19 protein-coding genes are annotated in these 16,590 nt (G+C 39.5%); 3 read left to right on the top strand and 16 right to left on the bottom strand.

What is annotated here, in order from left to right:
- Positions 1-88: 88 nt before the first annotated feature.
- Positions 89-1,315 carry an MFS transporter gene (locus ACFPZG_RS08385; protein ID WP_317940238.1) on the top strand — a complete coding sequence of 409 codons (1,227 nt, stop codon included), beginning with the start codon at positions 89-91 and terminating at the stop codon, positions 1,313-1,315.
- Positions 1,316-1,455: 140 nt separating this feature from the next.
- Here ACFPZG_RS08385 and ACFPZG_RS08380 read toward each other — a convergent pair whose 3' ends face one another.
- From ACFPZG_RS08380 to ACFPZG_RS08330, 11 genes are all read right to left on the bottom strand, one after another.
- A complete protein-coding gene (locus ACFPZG_RS08380) occupies positions 1,456-1,833 on the bottom strand; it encodes an rRNA methyltransferase (protein ID WP_283731915.1) in 378 nt (125 codons plus the stop codon).
- A gap of 5 nt (positions 1,834-1,838) precedes the next feature.
- On the bottom strand, positions 1,839-2,639 hold the full coding sequence (locus ACFPZG_RS08375; protein WP_283731916.1) for an LAGLIDADG family homing endonuclease: 801 nt from the start codon (positions 2,637-2,639) through the stop codon (positions 1,839-1,841).
- 144 nt (positions 2,640-2,783) lie between these two features.
- Entirely contained in the window at positions 2,784-3,818 is a 1,035-nt protein-coding gene (gene fni / locus ACFPZG_RS08370) for a type 2 isopentenyl-diphosphate Delta-isomerase (protein ID WP_317939996.1), read from the bottom strand.
- Positions 3,802-4,959, bottom strand: coding sequence for a phosphomevalonate kinase (locus ACFPZG_RS08365; RefSeq protein ID WP_317939995.1), 1,158 nt, complete (start codon positions 4,957-4,959; stop codon positions 3,802-3,804). The genes fni and ACFPZG_RS08365 overlap by 17 nt, the downstream gene beginning before the upstream one ends.
- A complete protein-coding gene (gene mvaD, locus ACFPZG_RS08360) occupies positions 4,949-5,929 on the bottom strand; it encodes a diphosphomevalonate decarboxylase (protein WP_283731918.1) in 981 nt (326 codons plus the stop codon). Before mvaD ends, ACFPZG_RS08365 begins: the two co-directional genes overlap by 11 nt.
- A 32-nt stretch (positions 5,930-5,961) precedes the next feature.
- Positions 5,962-6,897 (bottom strand): mevalonate kinase, encoded by a 936-nt coding sequence (gene mvk, locus ACFPZG_RS08355; protein ID WP_283731919.1) that lies wholly within the window; start codon positions 6,895-6,897, stop codon positions 5,962-5,964.
- A 201-nt stretch (positions 6,898-7,098) separates the two neighbouring features.
- Positions 7,099-7,275: a hypothetical protein gene (locus tag ACFPZG_RS08350; RefSeq protein ID WP_283731920.1), complete on the bottom strand. Its 177-nt coding sequence runs from the start codon at positions 7,273-7,275 to the stop codon at positions 7,099-7,101.
- 78 nt (positions 7,276-7,353) lie between these two features.
- A complete protein-coding gene (locus ACFPZG_RS08345) occupies positions 7,354-8,061 on the bottom strand; it encodes a YwaF family protein (RefSeq protein WP_283731921.1) in 708 nt (235 codons plus the stop codon).
- 122 nt (positions 8,062-8,183) lie between these two features.
- Positions 8,184-8,423 carry a (2Fe-2S)-binding protein gene (locus ACFPZG_RS08340; RefSeq protein ID WP_317939994.1) on the bottom strand — a complete coding sequence of 80 codons (240 nt, stop codon included), beginning with the start codon at positions 8,421-8,423 and terminating at the stop codon, positions 8,184-8,186.
- Complete coding sequence (locus ACFPZG_RS08335) at positions 8,407-8,973, bottom strand: molybdopterin cofactor-binding domain-containing protein (protein WP_317939993.1); 567 nt, start codon at positions 8,971-8,973, stop codon at positions 8,407-8,409. The genes ACFPZG_RS08340 and ACFPZG_RS08335 overlap by 17 nt, the downstream gene beginning before the upstream one ends.
- On the bottom strand, positions 8,966-10,384 hold the full coding sequence (locus tag ACFPZG_RS08330; RefSeq protein ID WP_317939992.1) for a xanthine dehydrogenase family protein molybdopterin-binding subunit: 1,419 nt from the start codon (positions 10,382-10,384) through the stop codon (positions 8,966-8,968). The genes ACFPZG_RS08335 and ACFPZG_RS08330 overlap by 8 nt, the downstream gene beginning before the upstream one ends.
- A 149-nt stretch (positions 10,385-10,533) precedes the next feature.
- Between ACFPZG_RS08330 and ACFPZG_RS08325 the strand changes: the two genes are divergently transcribed.
- Together ACFPZG_RS08325 and ACFPZG_RS08320 are read left to right on the top strand one after the other, a co-directional pair.
- Positions 10,534-11,544 carry an XdhC family protein gene (locus ACFPZG_RS08325; RefSeq protein WP_317939991.1) on the top strand — a complete coding sequence of 337 codons (1,011 nt, stop codon included), beginning with the start codon at positions 10,534-10,536 and terminating at the stop codon, positions 11,542-11,544.
- The gene (locus ACFPZG_RS08320) at positions 11,520-12,137 is read left to right on the top strand and encodes a nucleotidyltransferase family protein (RefSeq protein ID WP_283731924.1); all 618 of its coding nucleotides are present in this window, start codon (positions 11,520-11,522) and stop codon (positions 12,135-12,137) included. The genes ACFPZG_RS08325 and ACFPZG_RS08320 overlap by 25 nt, the downstream gene beginning before the upstream one ends.
- Before the next feature lie 38 nt (positions 12,138-12,175).
- On the opposite strand, the gene ACFPZG_RS08315 is transcribed toward ACFPZG_RS08320, so the two are convergent.
- The 5 genes from ACFPZG_RS08315 to ACFPZG_RS08295 form a co-directional block, all read right to left on the bottom strand.
- The gene (locus ACFPZG_RS08315) at positions 12,176-12,811 is read right to left on the bottom strand and encodes an ATP-binding cassette domain-containing protein (protein WP_283731925.1); all 636 of its coding nucleotides are present in this window, start codon (positions 12,809-12,811) and stop codon (positions 12,176-12,178) included.
- A gap of 4 nt (positions 12,812-12,815) precedes the next feature.
- Entirely contained in the window at positions 12,816-13,472 is a 657-nt protein-coding gene (gene modB, locus ACFPZG_RS08310; RefSeq protein WP_381427186.1) for a molybdate ABC transporter permease subunit, read from the bottom strand.
- A gap of 56 nt (positions 13,473-13,528) precedes the next feature.
- Positions 13,529-14,293, bottom strand: coding sequence for a molybdate ABC transporter substrate-binding protein (modA, locus tag ACFPZG_RS08305; protein ID WP_317939989.1), 765 nt, complete (start codon positions 14,291-14,293; stop codon positions 13,529-13,531).
- A gap of 52 nt (positions 14,294-14,345) precedes the next feature.
- Positions 14,346-15,515, bottom strand: coding sequence for an AI-2E family transporter (locus ACFPZG_RS08300; protein ID WP_283734641.1), 1,170 nt, complete (start codon positions 15,513-15,515; stop codon positions 14,346-14,348).
- 64 nt (positions 15,516-15,579) lie between these two features.
- Entirely contained in the window at positions 15,580-16,539 is a 960-nt protein-coding gene (locus ACFPZG_RS08295; RefSeq protein ID WP_317939988.1) for an LCP family protein, read from the bottom strand.
- Between the last annotated feature and the right edge of the window lie 51 nt (positions 16,540-16,590).

The raw sequence follows: 16,590 nt of genomic DNA, 5'->3' as shown, positions 1-16,590 counted from the left end.
TGTTGTCGAAATATCGATAGTGACATTTTTCATTTTTTACCGTATAATAATTCGGAAGTCGAAATAAGTTGAGGGAACGGTGAATGGTATGTGGAGAAATCGGAATGTTTGGATTATCCTTAGTGGGGAAATGATAGCAGGTCTTGGATTATGGACAGGGATAATTGGAAATCTGGAGTTTTTACAAGAAAAAGTTCCTTCCGATTTTGTAAAAGCATTGATCCTTTCCATCGGTTTATTGGCAGGTATTATTGCTGGACCACTCGCGGGAAGAATCATAGACCAATCAAAAAAGAAAACAATATTAATCGTAGCAGGTTTTGGTAGACTGTTTAGTGTCGTATTTATGCTATTAGCCATATCAACAGGATCTGTCTGGTGGATGGTCGCATTCATCATTACAATACAACTATCAGCAACTTTCTATTTTCCAGCATTACAATCAACAATTCCTTTGATTGTAAAAGACGATGATCTTTTAACGATGAACGGAATGCATATGAATGTTGCTACGATTGCACGTGTTGCCGGAACAGCCCTTGCTGGTGTCATGCTCGTTTATTGGTCATTAGCATCACTCTATTGGGTCTCAATGTTGGCGTATGCCTTGTTATTAGGCTTCACGATGTTCTTACGAATTGATGAGGAGAAAAAGGGAAGGGGAGAGAATGGCCAAAAAGAGAAAAGGGGAGGATTTATAGAAGTATTTCCCGTCTTAAAGGCATTCCCAGCTGTCGGAATGACACTTGTTATGACGATGATTCCTTTATTATTCCTTGGATCTTTCAACCTGATTGTCATTAATATTAGTGAAATCCAGGATTCTTCATCAATAAAAGGGTTGATTTATACTTTTGAAGGTATTGCTTTCATGATTGGTTCTTTTGTAGTTAAATTAATAACGAAAAAATGGAAAACAACAGTTATTTTATTTTTCTTTGCATCCATGGTAGCAGTAGCAGAATTCATGCTTTATTTTGCAGATAATATTGTGATAACTTTGGCAGCATTTGCGGTTTTAGGTTTTTCGTTGGGATGTTTTTTTCCAACAGCAATGGTTATTTTTCAAAAACAAATGCCAAAAGCATATCACGGACGTTTTTTCTCATTCCGAAATATGTTGGAAAGAGTCATGTTCCAAATTGTCTTACTAAGTGCAGGAGCATTTTTAGACATATTAGGATTGCAGACAATGGTGATCATTTTTGGGATGATCAGTTTAAGTCTGACGTTGTTATTTTTTATTCAAATGAAACGAAGGAATATAATTTTAGAACACCAAGTCAAAGCCGAACCTGCAGCGGAAATCATCTGATAATCCGTAGCAGGTATTTTTTTTAGGCTGAAAATCCATTTCATCTCACTGTTCCAAGTATACTTCCAAGTGAAATGTAACTCTCTATAATTTATATTATGACGGGGGCACTAAAGAAGGTGTTAAGTATAGTGGTCTTCTCATACCTCTATTCTGTATCGGTAGTTACTATTTTTGCTGCTTTCAACATCGATGAATTTTGTGCTGTATTCGATAACATCATTTATATATAACTCATTCTCTTTTGCTACTTCTTTAATTGCTTCCAATAACTCTTTATCATACGTTGTTTTATAATGTGCTCGATCCTTTGGCCTTTGATCCTTATTAAAGGATATCTCCTCACCGTTATCTAAGAAGTTTACAAAACCGCTTTCTATTAGATAATTAACGTGTGTATTATTCTTCTTCGCTAAAATCGATAATTCATTAATCAATGCTTTACTTATCGTTGTTCTAAATTTAACCCTACTCATATCTGTAGTTTGCTGTAATTTACCATTAACAAGTTTCCACATATATGTCACTCCAATTCTAAGTTTTGTTGACCAGTGATAGAGTGTTGAGACATTCTATCCTTTTTATGTTGTATAAATAGACCTTCTGAACCATCGTAAATGATAGTTGCAAGTTTTGGAAGCTCGTGTTTTCCTTTTACCCAAACCCTATATACAATATTATTTGATTTAGTTTTTTCACTCGTAATTTCTGTTCTTAAATTCCATTCTTTAAATACTTGATAAAGCCCTTTTGCAAACAACTTACTTGCTGTAGTTATGTTCATGACATATCCGCGGTCCTGAACCCATCCATCGCCATCAATTACACCCCTGACAAACGCAGGTAAATACTCAGTGGGCACTACGGGAAAAGGTACAGAATGTGATTTGTTTGGTTTAATACCAATTTGTTCCAAGTCATCTTTGATAATTTTTGAATTAATGATTAACATTGGAGTTGTCCTGGTACCAGTCGGCGCTGTTATTCTTGGTTCTGCCCCCATAAGCAGAGCAACTTTGCGCAGTATCTCCTCATCTTTTTGGGATAGATAAACACTATGCATCTTTTTGTTAATAGTACCATCAGTAATAATTAATCCCAATACCCAGGTCATTTCATGACTCCAAACTTTAAAATAATCCTCATTCACTTTATGAATACGTGGACGGCCCGCAGTATGTTTTAGCTCAACACCATGCTTTTTAATTACATTCTTAATTCCACTCGCAGACAAACCGACAATCGAACATAGTTCAGCATATGACAACTCACTTTTGTACAATTCAATGATCTTTTCATCTGTCATACCCGGATTTCTTGACATTTTCCATCCCCCCTATCCACATTATACAAACTAACGTTCCCACTTTCAATAAATACAAATTAGTTTGATAATGCATAGGAGAACATCCAATCTGCTTTTACTAAGAAAAAGACCACCAGTTTTAACCAGTGGTCATAACGGATACTATATTTTCGTATAACGAACCCTATCGCTCGCTTGTAATTCAGGTAATGTAGCAGCACCGACACCGAACATCGCTAATCGTAGCTCAAGTTCCTTTGTCTCCATGACTTGGATAACATCTTCAACGGATTGAGTTGCTTCTTTCAAGATGGATCTTCCAAATCCTACGACATCTGCGCCCAATGCAATCGATTTTGCTGCATCGAGGCCTGTATACATGCCGCCACTTGCTACAATCGACTCATTCCCAATCTCTTCACGGACGGAAACAATACAATCCACCGTTGGATTGCCCCAAACGCTAAATGTTTCAGCCGCAACACGTTTTACCGGATCATTTGAACGGTATTTTTCAACTTGGCTCCATGAAGTTCCACCGGCTCCTGCTACGTCAATAAATGACACACCAACATCACATAGCTTTCTTGCAGTATGACCGTCTATGCCCCAACCGACTTCTTTCACACCTACCGGTACAGCTAATGTTCTTGTAAGTTCTTCGATTTTCACTAATAAATCCTTGAAATTCAAGTCGCCGTTCGGTTGAATAACTTCCTGAATGCTATTCAAATGCAACACTAACATGTTTGCATCCGACATTTCGATAATCTGACGGCATTTGTCGACTCCAAAACCGTAATTTAACTGGACAGCTCCTAAATTCGCGATAATTGGAACGGATGGTGCATATTCCCTAACTTGGAACGAGGCGCGATGTTCGTCACTTTCAATAAGTGCTCGCATTGATCCAAGTGCGAAGATCCAACCTTTCTCTTCCGCTGCAATCGCTAAATTTCGATTTATCGTTTCAGCGAACGCAGCCCCTCCAGTCATTGAACTGATCATAAAAGGTGTAGGTCGTGTTTGTCCTACAAACTTGCTCTCGATTGCAATATCGGGAAAATTTATTTCCGGAAGTGCATTATGTATGAAATGCACTCTCTCTAATCCAGTAGTTATTTCATTACCAGTCACTTTTTCGTTAAGCGTTATTTGTATATGTTCCGCTTTCCGTTTGTTAATTGAATCCGTCATTCACTTCTTCCCCCTTTCCTATAACTGTTGCACCTTCAGTCGAAACTCTGAGATCCAACGGTTCGATTAATGCTTCTTTCCAATCATTTTTTAAGGACTCGGTATCTTGTCCATTTTTAATGAATGCAATTCCACAATCTCCGCCACCTGCACCAGATGTCTTTCCGACACCATATTTATTGGCAATTTCGATTAACTGTTTTAACTCCAATGTTTCTATTCCGGCATCCGCTTGATCACTTATCTGCATCAAAGCATTACGGTTCATCATAAGGCTTAAGAGTGATCGATCGATGTCCCCTTCGGTAAAGCTCTTAACCAAAGAGGATACTGCAGCCCCACTCGTCTCTAAAAAATCTTGATAGGCATCGGGGTGCGTATTTTTAAAATCCTGAACCCGTCGAATCATCCCGGCAGTCCTCATCTCACTACCAGTCCATCCGATATACAGTCTTAAGTCTTTAGGTGGTGTAATCGCTTGGATGATAAGACCTGGCCAATGTTCATTGACAAGTGTATACGCGTTCATTTTCTTTTGCAGACGCTTATTTAACCACTCTCCATAGAAAGGGCTATAAAGCAGCCAACCTCCATACGTGGATGCAGCAATATCGGCGCATGAACCATTTCCTTGCGTCTTAAAATGAGCCATTGCGGCCAATTTGAAGATAAGTTCTTTTGATGAATGAATACCGACTTCCTTTTGACTTTGCAAAATCGCAGTTACAACAGCAACGACAACCGCCGCACTTGATCCAAGGCCATATTTTTTACCTGATGCATCATCCAATTCACTTGTAATTGACAAATTGAATGGCAGTGGACTAACGCCTGATTCAAGGATATATTGGTGACAAATTTCGATCGTATTTTGAATAAAGTTTAGTTTAGGTCCCGTCACATTAAAGGTTAATTTATTACCTTCAGCATTCCATGTAATATCCGAATAACCTATTTGCGGAAGATCAATTCGATTTTCTTCACTTCTTTTTACTTCGGCGAACACATACCTGTCAACAGCAACAACGATGCATTGTCCATCGGGTTCGAGAACTGCAAATTCACCGGCGATAAACAATTTTCCGGGTACGCGGATTTTATTAGACAAAGTGTCCATCTGAACACGCCTTTCATTCGCCAATATAACTTACTCCTGGTCCAGGATGACAAACAAACACATCGCGCACACTTTGAATTTGCTGCATACTCTCTTTAACAATCCGTTCATCCTCCGGTTGGCAAATCACTTTGACATTCGGGCCAGCATCAATTGTAAAGTATGCTTGGATTCCTGAATCCCTTAGCTCTTGAACCTTATGCATGACATCTAATGTGGATCCCGTCCAATAAAAGAAAGGTGGATTCGCACCTAACATCGTCGCATGCATTTTAAGTGCATTATGTTCAAGAACCGTTCCTAATTTCTCGAAATCCCGTTCTTGGATCGCCTCTCTTGTAAAATTCAAATCAGCATCAATTGTTTCCAACCATCCTGAATAAAAAGCAGACGTCTTTACTGTACGCTGCATCCCTTCCCTACTTAACACTTTCTTCGGCTTCGATTCCACCATGACAGAAAGGATGCTTAAATCCCATTCCGATTCATCAATAATCTGCTCGGCAAATGAATCTGTTCCGTCTGCCCGAACACCTTTGTTCCACTCCACAAACCCACCATAGATTGATCTGCAGGCAGAGCCGGAGCCGAATCTTGAAATTCTTGAAAGGTCGGCACCGCTGTAGTTTAATCCAATTGCCTTTGTAGCGGCTGCTGCCAAAGCGGCAAACCCCGATGCAGAAGATGCAAAACCAGCGGCTGTCGGAACATTATTTATGGAGTCTATGACTGCATATTCATTTCGTCTCGCCTTTTCTCGAATCAAATCAAGAAATCCGGATATTTTATCAGTCTCTTGCCCTCCCATTTCGCTTCCATTCAAAATAAATGAATCAGCCTTTAAATCGTCACGGAAAGTAACAGATGTGGTCGTATAAAACTGATCCAGTGTAATCGAAATGCTATTATTCATCGGTAAGAACAATTGTTCGTTTCGTTTTCCCCAATATTTTATTAAGGCTATATTAGTATGAGCCCTTGCTGTTATTTTCATTTAAGTCCTTCCTTTCACTCACTAAGAGGCGGTTAGCTAATCACATTTGTCCAAATTTGAAATGCACCTGCTTCGGTTAGTGCATCTGAAAGATTGGCTGCATGTTGTTGGTCTTGAGCCAATGCTAAAATACAGCCGCCACGTCCGCCACCTGTCAACTTGGCTCCTAACGCGCCGTGTCTTTTTGAAGTTTCTATTAGATGATCCAGTGTTTCATCACTTACACCTAATCGTGTTAGTTCGATTTGGGCGAGGTCGAGACACTTCCCCACCTCGGTTATTTTTCCCGATGATAAATAGCGCTCACATTTATATGTATAGTCTTCAAGTAAATCGATGGATTTCCGGGCAATTTCCGGGGTTTTCAAATAAAGATTGCGAATCCCATCAACTGCACTCTTTGTATCACCGAACTTACCTGAGTCAGCAACAACCAAATATAGCGGTTGATGAATCTCAAGCCTTTTTACTGGTCTGCCTTTTTGGAACCATATTGGACAATCGTTTGAAGTTGCCTCCATATCGATTCCACTTGGATTTCCATGGGCATGTGTCTCAGCGATTTGGACAAGATGCATTTGTACATCATGCCGTAATGGAGTATCGAAGTAGTTGAAAATTCCTTTTACAATTGAGTGGGCCACTGCAGCGCTGGACCCCAATCCCCGTCCGGAAGGAATTGTTGACTCAATAGAAATACATATTTTTGTTTGTATAGTGTTCAGCAAATGCAATGTTTCTTTTACGCATGCTTTAATGCCAGATAGTTCTTCTGGCGCCTTTGATAAAGGTCCACTGAAATATCCGCTATTAAACATTATATCGTTATCCTTATTCTGTTCTTTTATCAACGCTGTTACGCCAACATCAGAAAATGGGAGTGCGATTGCCGGTTTATCATAGACAACCGAATGCTCCCCTATCAAAATCAATTTGCCATGCGCCTTCCCTATTGCTTGTCTGAACATGGATGTTCCTCACTTCTTGTCTTCTAAGTTAAAGTAAATTATATTTACTTTTATCATTATAGAATACAGGCCTTTGATTTTCAGCTTTTTAAGCTTATTTTCGAAATGAATTCATGAATATAAATACTCATGATAAATATGAAAAAGCAAGCCCTATTAGAAAGGCTTGCTTTTTGGCTTTATTTTAGTTTCCGTAAATGATCAAACGCCCATTTTTCTTCTATTCTGGCTTACTTTTTTCGCTTGCTGGCTTTTCATCTTAGGTGTTTGCTGATTAGAAGAATTAGTTGCCTTAAGTGAGGCGTTATTATTTTTCTTTGCTTCTAGCTGTTGCTTTACAGCATCCTTTAAACTAATTTTTTTCTTATCGGTTGTCATAGATATCCTCCTACAAAAAGAGTTTTAGTTATTAAATTGTACCACTCGGGGCAAATTTCTGTCTATAAAAGATGTCATTTATATTCCGTTTCTTTTATCTTTTACCAGTATTAACCAAATGAGGACGAATGTTGTAAATGCCACCATTTCAAGGGACAGAATATACCATGGATACGGACCAAGAAAGTCAAGTATGCTGCCATTTTGCGGTTTCATTCGTAGGAACATATAATTTCCATCGAATAGCCAATTAACTACCATAATGACTGGCAAAATTATATTAAGAAACATCATTGTTTTTATAACACCTTTAAATGTTGGTACATAACCTTTCACCCAAACGAAATATAGGCCAGTCAAGATAATACCAGCATGTGTATAGAAAAAGTGAAAAAAACGAAAGTGAGGAAAATTCATGTCTAAAACAGGAGTAGCAATCGCTTGAATGGCTCCTCCAATCCCAGCAAAAACAACAAAGTCAACTAAATACCTATTTCCTGTCCAAAGCAGAGCAATTGCGACAAATAGTGAAATGCTACATAACTCTAATGGTAATGAATCGTCCGCAGCCCATCTGCCACTTGTAACCAACCATATATGATAGGTGATCTCCATAGCTAAAAGTGATCCAGCAACGATTCGCTCATAGGTTTTCAACTGCTCAGTATGCCTGCTGCTTAAATTCCTACGTTGCCAAAATAGATAGACTATTAAACAGAACAAAACAATAATCGTAGCAAGATGGATAGTAGAAAACAGTTCGAAAGAGTTGGATATTCCCCCCAATATAACTCTCCTTCCAGTATTTGTTATGCAATTATACCACAAAACAGATTAATATTAGTTAACCTTCAGACTAATGTATGTATTATCAACACAGCCTGTAAAACTGACTTGACGGCATCTTTTCATTGAATAGCCCATTGTTCCACAAAGGCTTCCCTAATTTCAGAGTGCCTCATTCCTTCAATTGTCGTGATTTCATCGTTTACTGACTCTATCGCTAGTGTCAAACACGAATGCATTGGTTTTCCATTAACTAATACTGTACATGCACCACAATCTCCATTACCACATGAAAGTTTGGCGCCTGTCAGTCCTACTTGTTCCCGTAACGTTTCTAACAGTGTATCAGCGGATCGAATCATTACGTCGTGGGAAGACCCATTTACAAGTAAAGAAACAATAGTATATTTGCTTGTATTTGAATTTATCATAGCTTGCCCTCCTTGTACGCCATATCATTTCCGGTGTTAATGGGAGTTTGTTCAGCTCTGTCTTAGTTGCTGATGAGAGACTGTTTGCCAATGCTGAAGCAGCTCCAATTACTCCATATTCCCCAATTCCTCTTGCGCCATAAGGTCCATCCGCTGAGGGTGTCTCAACGAACTCAACGATATATTCTTTAGGCTGTTCACCAAACCGCATTAGCTGGTACGTTCGGAAATCCGGATTTTGGATGACACCTTTATCATTGAACTCGAATGATTCACCACTTGCTATGCTTAACCCTAAGAAAATCCCACCACGCATTTGCTGGGTAGCAGTCATTGGATTTATGATTGTTCCGCCATCCATTACAGTTACCGCTTTCACGATTTCATAAGTGAAATTCTGTTCATCCCATTCAATTTCCACTGCTTGTGCACCGACAGACCACCATGGCCCTGGGTCGCCGAACCCTGTTTCTTTATCCATTTCTGTTAATTGTTTTTGGACATGAACCCCTGTTCCGATGATTTGTCTGCCTACCGTATGTCCGTTCAGGTATTTGTATCCAAGGGCAATTGTTTTTATATCGATTCCATTCAATCAACTCTTTTGCCCTTGTCATACATTTCGCAGCATCCCCGATATTGTTTTCATTCAATACGGATTGCGTTGGTGTAGAATGTCCAAGTTTAATAGCATTCAGTAATCGGAATTCTATTGGATCCATATTCAATTGCTTCGCAAATTGATCCATCGTCCGTTCAATCGCAAAAGTGAGCTCCGGATGGCCATATCCCCTAAATGAGGTAGCATATGGATGATTCGTATACATGCAATAGGAATCGCACCAAACGTTAGGGATATGGTAAGGCCCCGTACAATCAATAGCAGCGGCACGAGTGATACCTGCTGCCTGATCGGAATAGGCGCCTGCTTCTATCAAAAATGTATACTGGCCAGCTATCAGTTTCCCTTCTTCATTGACACCCAATTTTACAGTTGCATTAAATCCAATATGACAAGGCGCGGTCATCATATCCTCTTCACATTCATAATGCAGCTTTACTAGTTTTCCTCCAACTGCACTGGATGCTAAATAAGCAAGTGGTTCAAGTTGAACTGCACCTTTTCCACCAAAAGCACCGCCTAACATCGGTATATGGACGACAACTTTACCAACTTCGATATTGAAAAATTGGTTTAATATCTTTTTGATTGTAAAAGGTGATTGACTTGTAGAATGGACAATGACGCGTCCGTCAGGATTAATCTCCACAGTCGCAGAGCGTGTTTCCATTGCCGCGTGATCTGAAAGATTGAATGAATATGTAGCCGTAATTGTATCTTTGCAACTTGCCCATGCTTGGCCGAATTCGCCTTTTCTGATTTTAATATGACTGGCAATGTTGGTACCCGGAACGGGATAGACATTGTCAATGATTTTAGTATACTGACCCAATTGTTCATGGATAACAGGTGCATCACTTTGAAATGCTTGTTCAAGTGAATTTACAACAGGCAGTTTCTCATACTCAATGACTATCTTATTTGCAGCCTGTTTTGCTTGATAGGGATAATCTGCAACAACGATTGCAACCGGTTCGCCATAGTAGCGAACTTTCTCAAAAGCAATTGGAGGACGATCTGCGAGTATTGGTCCAATCGGAAAAGGAAAAGTCTCTCCCGTCACAATCGCTCGGACACCAGGCACTTTCCAAGCCTCACTTGTATCAACTGATTTAATACGTGCGTGAGCCTCTGTACTCGTGGCAATCTTTGCATGTAACATTCCCTTCAACAATTTATCTCCAAGGTATTTGACATTTCCTGTAGATTTTTCTACCGCATCAATTCGTTGTTCAGCAGTACCAACTATTTTTGGAAATCCATTCTGCAAAACTTTTTCCTCCCTTACTAAATACCAACGCAATCTCAACTAGTAGTTATATTTGCCAAGATTACCCTCATTTATAATCCGGATTTCGAATAAACCGACAGTTATTGGATGAAACTGTTCTATAAAATGAATAGTTGAGGTGAAGATGAATGGGATTTATTCCACAAATGATTGATACAATTATCAAAAACGATCAGGCCATTGTCCTTGCACAAATCGTACACGTTGAGGGATCTGCATACCGAAGAGAAGGCGCTTGGATGTTCTTTACAGAACGCGGTTCAAAAATCGGTATGCTTAGCGGTGGATGTCTTGAAGCTGACTTACAAAGCAGGGCAAGAGAACTTTTTCATACAGGCCAAGTGCAGGTTTGTGAATTCGACTTAAGTTCCGAAGATGATCTTGGATGGGGGCGCGGTGCGGGATGCAATGGGGTTGTTACCGTTCTGTTAAGAGATGTTGACAACGAATTTAGGAAAGGCTTACTATTTCTGCATGATCATTTGCAAAAAAAGCAATGTGTTACCTTCTTGCAGGAATTGGAAGGAGATTTCAACTACCATTTTAGTAGTGAACCATACCAAATCGGTACGTTGCCTATTAATAAAATCAATGAAACTCCGCACCCTTATCAGCAAGCTGCTGGACGCAGGTGGATTGAAGATGAATCTTTCTATTACCAAGCGATTTGGCCCGAACCCGTTCTATACGTATTCGGAGCAGGCGTGGATGCAAGGCCGTTTGCAGCTTTGGCCGCGAAAGTTGGCTATAGTGTACACATTTGTGATTGGAGACCGTCCCTTTGTTCAGAAAAACACTTCCCATCAGCTGCCTCTTTCCAAATAGGCAGTATTGAAGAATTACTTAAGAACATAACTTTTACTCAACTTGATTCAGTTGTTATTATGACACATGATTTTCAAGTCGATAAGCTTATTTTAAAGAGGATACAAGATGAACAGTTACTATATGCCGGTTTATTGGGATCAAAAAAACGAACATCGCGGTTATTAGGGGGAGACATTCCTGATTGGCTTAATTCCCCAATCGGTATATCAATTGGCGCAGAGGGGCCTGAAGAAATTGCAGTTAGTATTATTGCGGAAATGATATCCGTCAGAAGGAGTGCAGCGGTATGGCCGTCGTTGGCATCTATTTAGCAGCCGGTCAAAGCCGTCGTATGGGGGAGAATAAATTGGCACTTCAGGTTGGAAAGATGACACTTGGAAGTCTTGCACTTGATACGGCGATTGACTCAGCATTGGATCAAATCTTCGTTGTGACAAATGCTGACGATGAACTTTACTGGATTCCAAGCCGCATGAGGACACACAAAAAATGTACGATACTTCCTTGTCCAAATTCCAATGAAGGTCAATCCGTGTCTTTACAATGCGGCATTAAGCATGCTATGGAACACGGGGCATCAGCAGCAATTGTTCTTTTGGCGGACCAGCCCTTCATTACAAAACTTATGATTAATGAAATGATTAATTGTTTTAATCAGAATCCTAACAGTCAGTATGTAGCTACAGCTTCATATGATGGGTTAATGAAACCACCCATTCTCTTCTCCTCTTCCCTTTTCCCTGCTCTACTGAATATACGCGGGGATAAAGGAGCGAGAGAAATCATACGGGGACGCGTTTACAATCAGGGGAAACGGCTGCCATGTGAGGATCATAGACTTTTATTCGATGTAGACACACCCGAAGATTATAATTCATTGCTTTCACATTTCAAAGAGGCGTGAATACCACTAAAAAACGACTCTATTTGACGGATTATCTGTCAAACAGTAGTCGTTTTTATAATTTTACCTTCTTCAAGGAAAATAATTTTATTACCAAGCTTTTCCGCTTCGTCCATATCATGCGTAACGATTATAAACGGGATTTTCCAGAACTCATGGATTCGAAGTATTTCATCCTGACATTCGGTGCGTGTCTGTTTATCCAGTGCGGATAAAGGTTCATCAAGCAGTAAAACAGACGGCTCCGTCGCCAACGCCCGCGCAAGTGCCACTCGCTGTTTTTCCCCTCCGGAAATTTGATGAGGAAACTTCGTCCATAAATGATGGATTCGAAGGACATCGAGAATCTTCTCGATAGCAGAATTTTGCTCTTTTTTTCGAATTCCATAATAAATATTCTTTTCAACGGTCATATGCGGAAAAAGGGCGTAATCTTGGAACAGATATCCAACATTTCGAACCCGAGTAGGCATCCATTGTTTTTGATCAAAAAACAAATTGTTACCTAAACATATTTTTCCGGAATCAGGTTTGTTAAGACCTGCAATACTATCCAGTATTGTTGTTTTTCCGGAGCCAGATGGACCAAAGAGGATCACTTTTTCATTCCCTACTGAAAAATCTACTTCCAAGTCATAATGAAATAGTTGCTTTTTTATTTGTACATCTAACACTCAATCACCTACTCTTATCCGCCGAAAAACGTCTCATATTTCTTTTACTCCACCAATTTAGCCACATGATCGTACTAAAACCTAAGGCAACAATAATTACGACCCAGAAAGTTGCTTGTTCCATTTGTCCGGATTCGACAGCGAAATAGATGGCCATCGGGATAGTATCTGTTTTACCTGGAATAAAACCAGCCAACATAAGCGTTGCGCCAAATTCTCCAAGTCCTCTTGCAAATGACAATACAAGGCCGGCTAATAAACCTGGCCAAGCAAGAGGAAATGCGACTGTCCAAAACACACGCCATTCAGAAGCCCCCATCGTTCTTGCAGCGTTTTCAAGCCGACTATCAAGACTACTAAAAGCGGCGGAAGCACTTTGATACATTAATGGAAATGAAACGACAATCGAGGCGATAACAGCCCCTATCCAAGTGAATACAACTTGTAAGTCGAACCATTCAAGAAGCCAACTACCTATCCATCCCTTTTTCCCGAATAAAACAAGAAGGGCAAATCCTACAACGGTTGGGGGGAGGACAAGTGGGAGCATGAAGAAAGATTCGATGATACTTTTACCGAAAAAGCTTTTTCGTGTAAATAAATGAGCAAAATAAACACCTGTCAAAAATACGATGGAGGTCGAAATGGCCGCCACTTTCATTGATAAAAGTAATGGTGTGTAGTCTACGCCATTCACATTGATACCTCCCTATTTGATTACTTGAATCCATATTTCTTTAAAACGGCTTTCCCTTCTTCACTTGTTAAATAGTCAAGGAATGCTTGTGCTTCTTTTTTATGTAAGGAATCATTAATAATTGCTCCCGGATAAGTAATCGATTCATGCCATTCATCGTCCGCTTCAGCAAGAACTTTTACTTTATCAGTTATTACCGTATCACTGGAATAGACGACACCAAAATCCACATTACCCATTTCAACATACGTCAAAACTTGACGGGCGTCTGAACCCATGACCAGTTTACTTTGTAATGGGTCCCAAATACCAAGACGTTCGAAAACTTGCTTCGTATATCTACCTACTGGAACACTATTAGGCTCTCCAATAGAAAAATGTGCAATTTTTTCTGGTTGAATCTGTTCGAATGAATTTATAGTTGTTGAATTATCTCTATGGGTGATTAATACAAGAGAGTTGGAAGCAAACTCCACCTTAGTAGATTCATCAATAAGCCCTTTGGCGGCAATGGTATCCATGTCTTTTGAGCTTGCGGATAAAAACATATCTACTGGGGCGCCTCGGTCGATTTGGTTTGCCAATTTACCGGAACTGCCGAGATTGAATGTCAATTGTACATTCTGATTTGTTGTTTCATAATTCTCTTTCACTTCATTCAGGGCATCTGTTAAGCTGACTGCTGCGGATATCATAATCTCGACAGGCTTGTCCCTTTCATTGGAGCAGCTGGTCAAAATCGTGATAATTAACAGAATCAGTAAACAATAAATAACTTTTTTCAATACAATAGCTCCTTTTAAGCTAATCAGTTTACATAATCATATTATGAGCAACTCAATACTTTTCTTCAGGATTCTCGTAATGCATGGTTGGGTCTGGCTCATGCTTATCGTATCTCAGTTTCAACAAATCGAACATATGTGTAAATACTACTTTCAATAGCGCGTATCCTGGTATCCCAAGAACCACTCCGACTACTCCAAACAGTGAACCCGCTGTCAATAAAACGAAAATAATCGTAATGGGATGAACATGCAATGATTTACCCATTATTTGCGGTGATATGAATTTCCCTTCAACAAATTGAACAATTGTCCATACTACAGCCAATTTCACTAACATAAATGGAGAAGCGACAATAGCGATGATAGCCGCTGGAGTAATTGCAATAATAGGTCCCAAATACGGTACAACGCTCGTAAACATTGCAAGTGCCCCTAATAATAATGCATATTTCATGCCAATAATAAGAAATCCAATCGAAACCATTATGCCGATACAGATGGCAACAAGGATTTGTCCTTGAATATACGCACTTATCTGATGATCGGCATCTTTCATAATATCTTCAGCGTCATCCCGGAGACGTGGGGGCAGCATTCTTTTAATCATGATTGGCAACTTATCCCCGTCTTTTAGTAAGTAAAAGAGGATGAAAGGTACTGTAATAATAGCTAAAACGAATCCAGTCAAAGCAGAGATGAACGAAGTAATACCTGAGGCAATTCCACCGACTGTGTCGGCAAAAAATTGTCCGATATTCCCTAATCCATTATCTAAAAACTTATTAATATTAATATCCATTTCAAGATAATAGGATGAGAATATGGATGTCCTTAAAAAGGAATCGATATTAATAAGCATCTGCTTAAAATATGTCGGAAACTCTTCAATCAAATTAGAAAACTGGCCCTTCAAAAAGGGAAATACAAGAAAGACTAATAATGTAAGTAAACCTATCAATCCAATAAAAATGATAAAAATTCCCCATACTCGTGGTATTTTTAAACGCTCCAAAAAGCGCAGTATCGGTCTTAACAAATAGTAGGCGATTGTCGCAAGTATGATCGGCAATACAACAGTAGAAAAAAACACTTTGATTGGATAAAAGATAAAATCAACTTTACTGTACACTAAAATGATAAGGCCGATTAAAAGAATGGAAAGGAGGATGAACATTGTTGCCTTTCCACCTAAGAAACGAATAATCCATGGTGTCCCTATGTTTTCAGGTACTGCTTGTCCCGTTGTTTTAGACTTATTAGGTTGTTCCAAATTCTCCCCTCCCTCAATCAATTTTCATATTTAAAAAAGCGGAAATCGCTTCCTTGTTCTTTTCCACGTCAACTTCAATTACAGATCCCGCATGTGGATAGTAGTTAAAACTATACGTTCCTTCAACAGGGATTGTCATGGTCTTTAAGTCGACCTTTCCTTTCATAAGAAGATTGAGCGCCTTTGAGATTTCATCTTTTGCTGTCAAATCTGTTTGGATGAAGCCTGAAATCGCACCGGATAATTTAGGAACATGGCGAATCATTCTCGGACGGAGTGCTTCTTCTTTTACAGCTGATATGACCTCCTGCTGTCTTGCAACTCTTCCGAAATCCCCTTCAGCATCTGCACGAAATCTCGCGTATCCAAGGAGCTCTTTTCCATTAAGGTTCTGTTTACCAGGCATTAAAGTAACCCCGATTTTTTCATGCATTTCTTTTTGCACATTGATTTCAATACCTTTAGGAAACGCAATATCGATAATCGATTCGAAATTGTCAAAGTCAACGATTGCATAATGATGGATTGGAATCCCGAACATTCCTGTGATTGTGTCCTTTGTCGATTGTACCCCATTTAAATAATATGCCGTATTCAGTTTGTATGACTTAAACCCGGGTATATCTGCATAGATATCACGCATGAACGAAACGAGTCGGATGGAACCCGATTTTTTATCCCATGACAAAACCATCATTGTATCGGTTCGTGATTTGCCGGTTCCATCATTATCAATGCCTAATAATAAGAAGTTTTCGACTGATGGTTTTTTCGGGTCAACAACATCTCCCGTAAAAGAACCTGGATCGATTTCATTGCCACTTGCTAACTTTTTCCCCTCTTTATATTGAAAATATGAAAAAAGGCCGATTGCAATGAAAGCGATGAACAAAATCGTCATAAATAATCTACCAACCCGTAATTTCCTTCTTCTTCGTCTACGAACTGGCCCTTCGTATTGGTCTTCTTTCAAATCCGATTCCTCCAAAAATTCAAGTCACCTATAGGGACGACTCGTGTCAAG

This window comes from Sporosarcina thermotolerans, assembly GCF_042658975.1.
Classification (GTDB): Bacteria; Bacillota; Bacilli; order Bacillales_A; family Planococcaceae; genus Sporosarcina; species Sporosarcina thermotolerans.
Note: the sequence above shows the minus strand (reverse complement) of the source record. Positions and strands in the feature narration are given on the sequence as shown.

Excerpts from the sequence above, each read along its gene's own strand:
- ACFPZG_RS08385 (WP_317940238.1), top strand. The coding sequence starts at position 89 with ATGTGGAGAAATCGGAATGTTTGGATTATCCTTAGTGGGGAAATGATA.
- ACFPZG_RS08380 (WP_283731915.1), bottom strand. The coding sequence starts at position 1,833 with ATGTGGAAACTTGTTAATGGTAAATTACAGCAAACTACAGATATGAGT.
- ACFPZG_RS08375 (WP_283731916.1), bottom strand. The coding sequence starts at position 2,639 with ATGTCAAGAAATCCGGGTATGACAGATGAAAAGATCATTGAATTGTAC.
- fni (WP_317939996.1), bottom strand. The coding sequence starts at position 3,818 with ATGACGGATTCAATTAACAAACGGAAAGCGGAACATATACAAATAACG.
- mvaD (WP_283731918.1), bottom strand. The coding sequence starts at position 5,929 with ATGAAAATAACAGCAAGGGCTCATACTAATATAGCCTTAATAAAATAT.
- mvk (WP_283731919.1), bottom strand. The coding sequence starts at position 6,897 with ATGTTCAGACAAGCAATAGGGAAGGCGCATGGCAAATTGATTTTGATA.
- ACFPZG_RS08350 (WP_283731920.1), bottom strand. The coding sequence starts at position 7,275 with ATGACAACCGATAAGAAAAAAATTAGTTTAAAGGATGCTGTAAAGCAA.
- ACFPZG_RS08340 (WP_317939994.1), bottom strand. The coding sequence starts at position 8,423 with ATGATTCGATCCGCTGATACACTGTTAGAAACGTTACGGGAACAAGTA.
- ACFPZG_RS08335 (WP_317939993.1), bottom strand. The coding sequence starts at position 8,973 with ATGGATAAAGAAACAGGGTTCGGCGACCCAGGGCCATGGTGGTCTGTC.
- ACFPZG_RS08325 (WP_317939991.1), top strand. The coding sequence starts at position 10,534 with ATGGGATTTATTCCACAAATGATTGATACAATTATCAAAAACGATCAG.
- ACFPZG_RS08320 (WP_283731924.1), top strand. The coding sequence starts at position 11,520 with ATGGCCGTCGTTGGCATCTATTTAGCAGCCGGTCAAAGCCGTCGTATG.
- modB (WP_381427186.1), bottom strand. The coding sequence starts at position 13,472 with ATGAAAGTGGCGGCCATTTCGACCTCCATCGTATTTTTGACAGGTGTT.